At 55.7% G+C, this 9,821-nt stretch carries 9 protein-coding genes and 1 pseudogene; 8 read left to right on the top strand and 2 right to left on the bottom strand.

Going from position 1 to position 9,821, the window contains the following annotated elements; genetic code table 11:
• Nucleotides 1–53: 53 nt before the first annotated feature.
• The 4 genes from EOS_RS02450 (at nucleotide 54) to EOS_RS02465 (ending at nucleotide 4,033) form a co-directional block, all read left to right on the top strand.
• Nucleotides 54–293, top strand: a complete 240-nt coding sequence (locus tag EOS_RS02450; protein ID WP_047845023.1) for a nucleoside-diphosphate sugar epimerase/dehydratase — start codon at nucleotides 54–56, stop codon at nucleotides 291–293.
• Between the two features lie 523 nt (nucleotides 294–816).
• A complete protein-coding gene (locus EOS_RS02455; protein ID WP_047845024.1) occupies nucleotides 817–1,767 on the top strand; it encodes a glycosyltransferase family 2 protein in 951 nt (316 codons plus the stop codon).
• A 1-nt stretch (nucleotide 1,768) separates the two neighbouring features.
• Nucleotides 1,769–2,149: a GtrA family protein gene (locus EOS_RS02460; RefSeq protein WP_047845025.1), complete on the top strand. Its 381-nt coding sequence runs from the start codon at nucleotides 1,769–1,771 to the stop codon at nucleotides 2,147–2,149.
• Nucleotides 2,150–2,164: 15 nt separating this feature from the next.
• Nucleotides 2,165–4,033, top strand: coding sequence for a hypothetical protein (locus EOS_RS02465; RefSeq protein ID WP_235442681.1), 1,869 nt, complete (start codon nucleotides 2,165–2,167; stop codon nucleotides 4,031–4,033).
• A gap of 121 nt (nucleotides 4,034–4,154) precedes the next feature.
• On the opposite strand, the gene EOS_RS02470 is transcribed toward EOS_RS02465, so the two are convergent.
• Nucleotides 4,155–4,376 (bottom strand): hypothetical protein, encoded by a 222-nt coding sequence (locus EOS_RS02470; protein WP_047845026.1) that lies wholly within the window; start codon nucleotides 4,374–4,376, stop codon nucleotides 4,155–4,157.
• A 297-nt stretch (nucleotides 4,377–4,673) separates the two neighbouring features.
• The gene (locus EOS_RS02475) at nucleotides 4,674–5,762 is read right to left on the bottom strand and encodes an IS630 family transposase (RefSeq protein ID WP_200908601.1); all 1,089 of its coding nucleotides are present in this window, start codon (nucleotides 5,760–5,762) and stop codon (nucleotides 4,674–4,676) included.
• Nucleotides 5,763–6,301: 539 nt separating this feature from the next.
• Here EOS_RS02475 and EOS_RS02480 point away from each other — a divergent pair.
• The 4 genes and pseudogenes from EOS_RS02480 to EOS_RS02500 form a co-directional block, all read left to right on the top strand.
• Nucleotides 6,302–6,580 carry an XRE family transcriptional regulator gene (locus EOS_RS02480; RefSeq protein ID WP_326972892.1) on the top strand — a complete coding sequence of 93 codons (279 nt, stop codon included), beginning with the start codon at nucleotides 6,302–6,304 and terminating at the stop codon, nucleotides 6,578–6,580.
• A gap of 318 nt (nucleotides 6,581–6,898) precedes the next feature.
• Complete coding sequence (locus EOS_RS02490; protein WP_047845029.1) at nucleotides 6,899–7,183, top strand: hypothetical protein; 285 nt, start codon at nucleotides 6,899–6,901, stop codon at nucleotides 7,181–7,183.
• A gap of 85 nt (nucleotides 7,184–7,268) precedes the next feature.
• Nucleotides 7,269–8,561, top strand: coding sequence for an FkbM family methyltransferase (locus EOS_RS02495; RefSeq protein ID WP_047845030.1), 1,293 nt, complete (start codon nucleotides 7,269–7,271; stop codon nucleotides 8,559–8,561).
• A 77-nt stretch (nucleotides 8,562–8,638) separates the two neighbouring features.
• Nucleotides 8,639–9,362: pseudogene (locus EOS_RS02500) on the top strand (integrase domain-containing protein); the annotation flags it as partial.
• Nucleotides 9,363–9,821: the final 459 nt, after the last annotated feature.

Here is a 9,821-nt window from a genome sequence, read left to right on the forward strand (position 1 = left end):
CGCCCCCGGGATTGCGATGATCGCCTTAGGAGTTCTATCTGTACAGCGGCTTGATGGGCAAGGGCGAGCCGGTGATCGTGCTTGGTATGGGCACGGCGGGAGCGAACCTTGTGCGCGAGTTGGCGCGCTCGAGCGAATGGCATCTCGTCAGTCTGCTCGACGACGACCCCGCCAAACGCGGTCGCGAAATCCTCGGCCACAAGGTGCTTGGATGGATCAGCGAACTGCCGCTCTGGACAGAACAACTCCAGGTAGGGGATGTTGCCTGGTTTGCTGGGCAAAATATGCTTTAGATCTCGCAACGATTGACGTTAACTGTAGATGCATAATAATGACATGCGAACTTGGGTGACTAGCATGCCCGCAAGTGTGGCAGCGCTTTCGCCGAGTCAGTGAGGTCGCGGCACGCATAGTGACGATTACGGCGCACCGTACTGACCGACTCGGAGAACACCATGCTGCAAACTCGCGACAACAAGCCGTCAGACGCACAGACTCCGCTAGAAGGCCCCTTTGTCACGCCGGAAAACCCCGAATCCAAAGCCCTTTGAGATGGCGATGTGCCGTCGCACTACCACGTTAAGGAGGGCCGAGATGCCCTTTTGGCAGAATCAGACACGCCAGCCTAAACACCACGGTTCGGCGGATCAAGTTGAGAAGTAAGCCAGCAGCTTGCGGACTTGGCGGCGCCAGCGGTTAAAATCCCGACCGAGGCGATTGCCAGCACAACAGGTATTCGTACGTGGATGCGTGTCGTGACGCATTCTTCCCTCGGTTTTCGCGTCCCCGAAACTCTTTCATACTGCCGATAATTCGATGTCCGTCTCCGACTCCCACCGCGTTGCCGTCCTCATCCCTTGCTATAACGAAGCCTTTACGGTTTCGCAAGTCGTTGGTGACTTCCGGCGGTCTCTGCCCAACGCGACCGTGTACGTGTTTGACAATAATTCCTCGGACGGCACCGCCAGCCTTGCGCTAAGCGCTGGAGCAATCGTGCGCACCGTGAACGATCAGGGTAAAGGGAACGTGATTCGCCGAATGTTTGCCGATGTAGAAGCCGACGTGTACGTGCTCGTAGACGGTGACGACACCTACGACGCGTCCGAGGCTGCTGGGCTTGTAAACAAGTTGTTGGCGGGCGGTCTTGATATGGTAGTGGGCACGCGAGTATCGGATGAACGAACAGCGTATCGAATGGGCCATCGGCTTGGCAATGTGCTGTTGACGCAATTTGCTGCAACGATCTTCGGCCGGTCATTCAAGGACATGCTCTCGGGGTATCGTGTTTTTTCACGGCGATATGTCAAATCGTTTCCTGCCCATTCCTCCGGGTTTGAGACAGAGACGGAGCTTGCCGTTCACGCCCTGGAACTAAGGATGCCGGTCGCGGAGGTACAGACCACATACAAGCCCAGGCCAGTCGGATCCGACAGCAAATTGAACACCTACCGAGACGGCTTTCGAATCCTGCTAACGATAGTGAAGCTATTCAAGGCAGAAAGACCATTGCTGTTCTTCTCGCTTGGCTTCTTCGCATGTGCCGCGCTTTCCGTCGTGCTCTCGATACCGTTGTTCAGGACTTTTTTCAGTACGGGCTTGGTGCCCCGCTTACCAACCGCGCTTCTTTGCGCTGCTCTTATGCTGTTCGGCGCGATACTGCTCGTGTGCGGCATTGTGCTCGATACCGTGACGCGCGGGCGAGCCGAAATCAAACGCTTTGCCTACCTATCGATACCGGCTCCCACAATTGAACAGGCACACCGTTAGAATGCGCCGGCAATTGCTCCGATTCGTCATTGCCGGTGGAGTCGGCTTCTTGGTGGATGCGGGCGTGCTGTACCTGGCACTCGCCGTTGGGCTGGGATACTTTTCTGGCCGTGCAGCATCGTTTCTTTGCGCGGTGTGGACTACATGGCAAATCAATCGCCGCTACACATTCACTTCCGCCCGGCGGGATTCCGCCTGGGTCCAGTGGTGGCGATACCTCGCGGCAATGTCCGCTGGTGGCATTGTCAATTACGGTGCCTATAGCGCGACAGTGCTCACACTCCGGGCTCAACCTCTCCTCCCCGTCATTGCTGTGGCGATCGGATCGATCGCCGGCATGGCCGTCAATTTTGTCACGGCCAAACTGTGGGTCTTCAAGTAACGCTGATTTTGGCAAATGATGAATACGTTCGAAAACGGCACGCGCCCGATATCGCTTTGGCGCAAGCTTTGGTCTTTGGATCTCAATACGCCCCATGCCTTGGCTGTGGCTCGCATCGCTATCCCGCTGCTTTTCGGCCTTTGGTCCCTATGGTTAGGTCAGGACCGAAATTGGGATGCGTTCAACTATCACCTACATAACGCTTATTCGTTCCTGCATGGCAAGCTCCATACGGATTTCGCACCGGCCGGCCTGCAGACCTATTTCAATCCTGTCCTTGATGCAGCCTATTACCTTCTATACGCGTACCTGCCGGCACCAGTTGTCGGGTTTCTCTTAGGAGTGTTCCACGGACTCGATTTCGTTTTACTGCTGTCGATCATTCGGCTGATGCTGCCTGGGCTGCCAGAGGAAGATCGCCATCGCCTCCCGCTGTTGCTCGCTGTCGCCGGGGTTCTAACCGCCAATTTCCTTTCCGGGCTTGGTAATTCGATGGGCGACGACACCACCTCGCTCTTTACGCTCGCCTCATTGCTACTGCTTCTGAATAGCTGGGAGCGCCTGGGCGGATGGTCTTTCAGGGCGGTCGCAATAGTTGTTGCTGCTGGAATTCTGGTCGGCCTGGGCATGGGTCTGAAGCTCACGAACGCTGTCTATGCGGTCTCGCTGTGCGTCGCCCTGCTCTTATTCCCCGCAAGCCCAGCGGTGCGCGTTCGGCTCGCTTTCCTGTTCGGCGTCGGCGCTCTGCTCGGACTGGCCCTGACTGGCGGTTATTGGCTATGGGTGATGTGGCGCACATTTCAAAACCCGTTCTTCCCACAGTTCAGCTCGCTGTTCCCCAATGCGCTCGCGCCGTCCGGAGGCATTGCCGACACGAGTTGGCTTCCAAGAAATACGCTTGAAACTGTTCTCTGGCCGTTCGTCTTTTCGCTGAACTCCAAGCGAGTCGGCCAGGCAACACTACATCAGGTGATTTGGCCAGTCGTCTACATCCTATTTTGGGCGTGGGTGGTGATCTCAGCGATTCGATTCTTCCGTCGCTCCACGGCCGACGCAGCGCTTGATCCGAAGCTGCGGTATGCGATCGCATTTGTTGCACTCGGATACCTGCTGTGGATGAAGTTGTTCAGCATTTACCGCTACATTGTCCCTATCGAACTGCTGACTCCCTTTCTGGCGTTCGTACTTCTGACTCAGTTGTTTCCCTATCTCACTGCGCGCCGCGTCGCCGCGTGGACACTAAGCGCTACCACGTTGATAGTCGTTGCCGGCGGCGTTGAAACCTGGGGCCATGAACGTTGGGCAAGTCACGCCTTCCGTGCGGAAGTTCCACAACTCGAAACTCCGCAAAATACAACCGCGATAATCGTAGGAGCCGATCCGGCATGGGGTTGGTTGACTATCTTTTTCCCGCCGTCTGTCTCATTCACTCAGATCGGGGGTAGCTTTCCCTTTACGCCACAGTACAGCGAACGCATAAAGGATTTGGTGTATGAGCGCGGCGGCCCATCGTTCGCGGTGGTGACCGCCAAAGACAATTGGCGCGTTGACAACGTGGCGAAGATGAATGGCATCGCGAGAGGGTTTGGCCTAACTAGCACCCAACGCGGATGCGACGCGCTGCAGTGGACAGTCTCCCACTTACGCCTACACGCGAGCGTTCAATGGCAGTCTAGAGAGGCACACGGGTCGCTATGCCAATTGAACCTTCGCGCAGACGACGTTCGCGACGTAACGGCCGAGAACGTGCAACTGGTGGAGCAAGCTCGTCCGCTCTTGGAAAGCTACGGCTTCACTATCGATCCCCGCACATGCTCTGCGCATCGGGCCTACGCTGGACAAGGCGCGTTCCCTTACCAATGGTGCCGCCTAACGTTGCACTAGGTGCACCCATACAAGCAACTACTGCTCGATGTTTTCGATTTCCGTGCCGAGGACAAGGACCGAACTAAGCAGGTGGTCGATGGGGAATCTGCCTTGCGGACTCTCCGGAATATAGCGACAGTTAATAGTCTTCGTCTTCTTTGCCCTTGCCTATTCTTTGCATCAGCATCGCATCGGCAATTCGGTAATAGAGTTGCACCCGTTCGGAAATGAACTCATCCTCAGCATCGCTCGAGAAGGTTTCTTCCGACATATCACCGGCCAACGCTTGCCCTGCGAAATAGTCGCGAAGCCGCATTCTCGAAAATGCTCGTGGGTTTCCTGATTTATTTTCGTCAGACATCGTTGAACAAGTCCTCAAGTTAGACACCGCCACGCAAGAGAAAGCTTCCAATGTAATACGCCGTCTTTGGGCACGGGCGTGCACGGCTTTGCCGAGTATTCTATAGTCCTTACTGGAAGTTTTCCAGACTCATCTTATACCCGGTTTATACGCGACCTACGGTCTAGAATGCTCGCACCTACCTTGGCAAGGCCTAGTACTTGATAGCACATGCTAAGCAAGGATCTCCTCAAAGCGCTGTTTGCTCGCAATCGAACCGCAAGTCAAGGATGCGACTTGGGTTAAAGCAGTGTCATGCTAGTGTCCCGAGTTAGAAATTCGTAGACAAAATCGCTTGACGCTGGCGAGGATGTCGTCGGCCGATTTGGTCCAGTTGAAAGGTCTCGGATCGGTGTTGTTGATCTGGATGTATTGGCGAATAGCCTGTTCGAGTTGCCGGGTGGAGCGATGAGTGCCACGGCGGATGTATGTCTCGCTGAGCGTGGCAAACCATCGTTCGACCTGGTTAATCCACGAAGCAGAGGTCGGGGTGAAATGCGCATGAAAACGCGGATGGCGAGCCAGCCAGGTATTGATCGAGGAGGTCTTGTGCGTACCGTAGTTGTCCATCACCAGATGCACGTCCAGTTGGGGTGGCACGTTGGCCTCGATGGTGCGCAGGAACTGCAGGAATTCACTGCTGCGATGACGTCGATGCAGTTCGCCAATGACTTCGCCCGTGGAGATGTCCAGCGCCGCGAACAGTGTGGTTGTGCCGTGGCGCATATAGTCGTGCGTGCGTCGCTCAGGGATGCCCGGGGCCAGCGGCAGCGTAGGCTGGGTGCGGTCCAGCGCCTGGATCTGGCTCTTCTCGTCCACGCACAACACCATGGCCTTGAGCGGCGGGTCCAGATACAGCCCAACGATATCGCGCACCTTGTCCACAAACAATGGATCGCTGGAGAGCTTGAAGGTCTCCTGCCGGTGTGGCTGAAGCCCGAAGGCACGCCATATCCGCGTCACGGCCGTCTGCGACAGCCCCATCTCGCGGGCCATTGTGCGCGTGCTCCAGTGGGTCGCTCCCGTGGGCACGGACTCAAGCGTGCGTGCAATGAGCGCGTCTACCTGGGAGTCCTCGATCGTCCTCGGTGCTCCCGGGCGCGGTGCATCGAGCAACCCGTCCACGCGGTGATTGATGAATCGCGAACGCCACTTCGAAACCGTATGCGTGGTGACACGCTGCCTTGTCGCGACCGTCTTGTTGTCGATGCCCTCGGCGCAGGCCAGCACAATGCGTGCGCGCAAGGCCAGCGCCTGCGCGGTCTTGCGCCGCATTGTCAGCGCCGTGAGCTGTTCGCGCTCCGCTTCACTCAAGATCAGTGGCACCTTCGGTCTTCCTCTCATCATCGCCTCGCTTATTTGCGAACCCTGCAACCCAGGTTAGTAGACAACGCAAATAAGGCAATGAATTTTTAACTCGGGACACTAGGCATCCTCGCGCACACTACGACGGGGCCTGTTTCCACTCCCTACCTAAGGACAAGGAAGAGCGGCATGTCTGACCGCCTTACCCGCCCTAGTCCCGCATCTAGTCCGATTTCTCCTCGTCCTGCGTCAGTACCGCCTTCACGCCCCGTTGAGCCACCCGCGGCAGAATCTGTCATTCCAGATCCAGGCAGGCTGCGACGATCCTATCGAAAGCGATCGCCCGCGCATCACTCCTATGATCTTGATCCTCTTCTGGCATGAGCGCCTCGATTTCCGGCTCCGAACCCATATCGGGTCATGATCTGTCATCGGTGTCTCGGGAACAAAAAGCCGCCCGGAAGCGGCTAGTGATGCTGCTAAATCTTTATTGACGCCCGGCCCAATGGGCCGCATCCTTGCTTCATGTGGAAGCGCATCCGCGCGGTCCGATTTCCGAAAGGAACGAGCCATGAAATACCATGGCTATTCTCTATGTGCCGCCAAAACCCGCAGAACTCGCCAAGCTCAAGGCGAACCAGAACAAGACCAGCTCCGAAATGGCCGAACTCACCGGCTCGACGGAAAGCCGAACCTGGCGCAAGTCCACGGGTGGAGAGCGAACCATCAGCGCTCAGACCTTGTTCTTTCTGATGGCGCGATTGGATCTAGCACCGAAGGAAATCGAGCGCGTATTGAACCGGATGCGGAAGGTTGGCGCGCATATCAATTTATCAGTCAGCGGGGAATCCGAAACTTAGTGCCACGCATCATTGAGGTCGTCAAATACAACACGACGAGAGAGAAGATGGCGCGCGGCGTAATCGCATCCTTTTTGGGGATGCTTGTAATTGCGTGCAGCGGCTGCGGCGATGGTGGTGGAAGCCCGGCCTCTACCGTGAAGCAGCTAAACCCAGTATCCATCAGCGCTGAGAGCGACTCTCTTATCTATGGCGCCGCAGGCCCGTTCCCCTTGCGACCCGCCTAGCCTCGGATGATTCGAAAATCGTCATCGCCGACTACGTCACCAATGATTCCATCTTGGACCCGATCGATAGCTACAAGGCCAATCTGCTTGCATGGGTGAATACAGTGAAAAAGCCGCGGGAAAAATCCCCGTCCTAGAAGAGCCGAACCCCATGTGTGCACCAGCCGTTGTAAACATGCCGGCATACAAGGGACCAATGGCTAAGCTAGCAGCGCAGCGAGGGGTGTTACTTATCAAGCAATACGACTACATCTTGTCGCTGCCTAACTGGCAGTCGATGCTGTTTGATTGTATTCACCCTACCGCCGCCATGTACGCCATCAAGGCGCAACGAGAGGCCGACCAGATAAGTGCGCTGGTCAAGTCATTGAAGTAAATCCGGGAGAGGGGCTAGAGTATGATGCCACTGGCGCGGAAGAATATCCGGGCTCTACCCACCCGTAAATCTACCGAAGAGAAAAATGTTCAAGCGCATAACGTCCAAAGCTCGCGACGCCTCCAATCGGCTAGGCGACTCGTCCAATCAACTATCCGATACCTCTCAGCAACAAATCGTCGACCTCATATTGGTCGTAAAAGACCGCGAGGCTACTGTCGTACAGCGAGAGCAGACCGTAGCGCAGAGAGAGCAGACTGTTAGGGATCGCGAACTGAGAATCCAGCAGCTAGACCAACTAGCCGACAACTGCCAGCGACAGATCATCGATCTCGTCTCAGTCATTAAAGATCGCGAAGCTACTGTCGTGCAGCGAGAGGAAACCGTCCGGGAGCGTGAGCGGAGAATCAAGGAACTAGAGGATGAGATTTCATCAGTTCGCGAAGAAGCAAAAACACTTAGATTGAAGCAATCTGGAGTGGTCAAGAGTGCAGGAGACGCTACGCCTCTCGCGGGAGGATCAAGCCAATCGTCGATGCAACCGCACAGCGCCATCTCCCCTGCCGAGGCGTTATCGCGATGGCGCCAACATGCAAGCAACATTCACGGTCTGCTGGGGTCGCAACGGCCTCTCGACGAACCCTATGTCCTCGAAAAGAAAGTTGATGGCGTAAACACGCGCCTGCTAATAGCCACCATTGAGGGGCGAGATTGGTACGATAAGTTTCTCTATACCGAATCCGCATACCTTGAGCAACTTGGCATGATACGCTCAAGCGATATCGTATTTGATTGCGGCTCAAACCAGGGCATCAACTCCCTTGTCTACTCGGCTATCGTCGGAGAGACCGGGAAAGTCATCAGCTTCGACCCATTTTCCAACAATATTGAGATCGGTCGTATAAATGCCGATCTGAACGGTCGATCGAATATCGAATTCATCCAGAAGGGCCTTAGCGATTCCGCAGGTGAAACGTCCGTATCGCTTGCAGAGCAATGTGTCCAGATTGGAAATACCGGCGCGCATGATGTGACTACTATCTCGCTGGACACGCTAGATAGTTTCGCTAAGTACAAGCCAAGCTTTGTCAAGATCGATATCGAAGGCGCGGAAGTACACGCGCTGGAGGGCGCGAAATCTCTCATAGCATCCCGACCTTCGTTTTACATTGAGATTCACCCCGGTTTTCTGCCAAGATTTGGAAGAAAACCGATGGACGTATTCAAACACATCACCTTCGACGCGTATGATTTCTTTATCATTCGCCCGGGGCATGACGTGCTGGAACCTTATGCTGGGGAATTCGAAATCGTAGACGATTGCCGGATTTTTTGCGTTCCCAAGGGAAAGGATTTCGGCTCGAAAAGATACTTTTAGCGATATGTCCTTTACCCAAGCCTGCGGCACATAGCACTGATCAAGTGCGGATCATGAAAAGACCAATTTGGGACTGAGTGAAAGGCGGGCACGGTGGAGGATCAATCGAGAACAAGCTGACGTATTTCCGTACGTTCGTGAGTTGGATGGGTAAACCAAATGTCGTCGGCCGGCTCGATGCATGCGTGACCGAAAGGCGAACGGCCTTGTGCGCTCGTACGTTGCGACCGAGGATAAATCGTGGGAGGCGCACAACGTCGATGCCCTGGCGAAAATCGAAGAAATCGCTCGCGCTGATCCATATGTCGCTGTCCAACTGAAGCTGCAAGCCGCCCTTGGACTATGTGTCGAAGAAAGTTTTATGCTTGATCCGGTTAAGGCAGTCCGCGATTACTGCGTGCTTGACGTGACACGCGGGACGAAGGGCGGTCGAACCCGTGAGGTGCCAATCGAGTGGAAGAGCGAGATATTGATCGAAGCAGCCCTGTTATCCAACCGTCTCACTGAGTCAACGATACCCGTAGGTCGAACGAAAGCGCAGTGGCGCGATCATACTACGTGCTTAAGGCGCACGGAATCACTAGGCACAGACTGGGCGTTACCAGCCAGGGCCTGCGGCACTTCGTTTATCTCTCGACGTTTTCAGGTCGCTCCAGAACGGGCGCTCCGTCCGCGACCCGTGAGCAAGCTGAGGTGACCTTGATCACCGCCCACGGCAATAAGAGTCTAGCGGCACAGACCCTAGGTATATCGCGGCAGGCTTTATATCGGTTGCTCGCCCGCGAAGAAAAACCCGCATGACGGACGATACCTTGCAGACACGTTTGTAGGGTGCCAGACCGAAGCAGCTCGTTCGGCAAACGTAGGGTTAGCAGGCAACTCAGCTCCATTAGGACAGCGGCATTCACAAAGCCAAAGGGCACGAGCGCAATTTCAGCGGAGAGTCGTGCCTTGGCAGGAGGAACGATGCCCGTCTTCGGGCACGATGGATTCGCGGCTGACCTTGCATCTTGCACGCCGTTACAGCGCTATAACGTCAGTACAGGTATAACCATCTGTCAGTGACTATCGCCTCAACCTGCAGTGCGGGGGCTCAACGCCCCATCCTGAATTGGCAGAGTTTTTAGTCGCGCCACCTAGCGTGGTGCGCCCGAACGCAACGCCGATATCGGCATGCTCGTCAGAATGGGTGCCACGGAGGCCTGATACTCCGGCACCCAGCGACGCAGATCGCGGCGCACTTCATCGTCTGCCAAGACC

The sequence above is a fragment of the Caballeronia mineralivorans PML1(12) genome (genome assembly GCF_001028175.1).
GTDB classification, from domain to species: Bacteria; Pseudomonadota; Gammaproteobacteria; order Burkholderiales; family Burkholderiaceae; genus Caballeronia; species Caballeronia mineralivorans.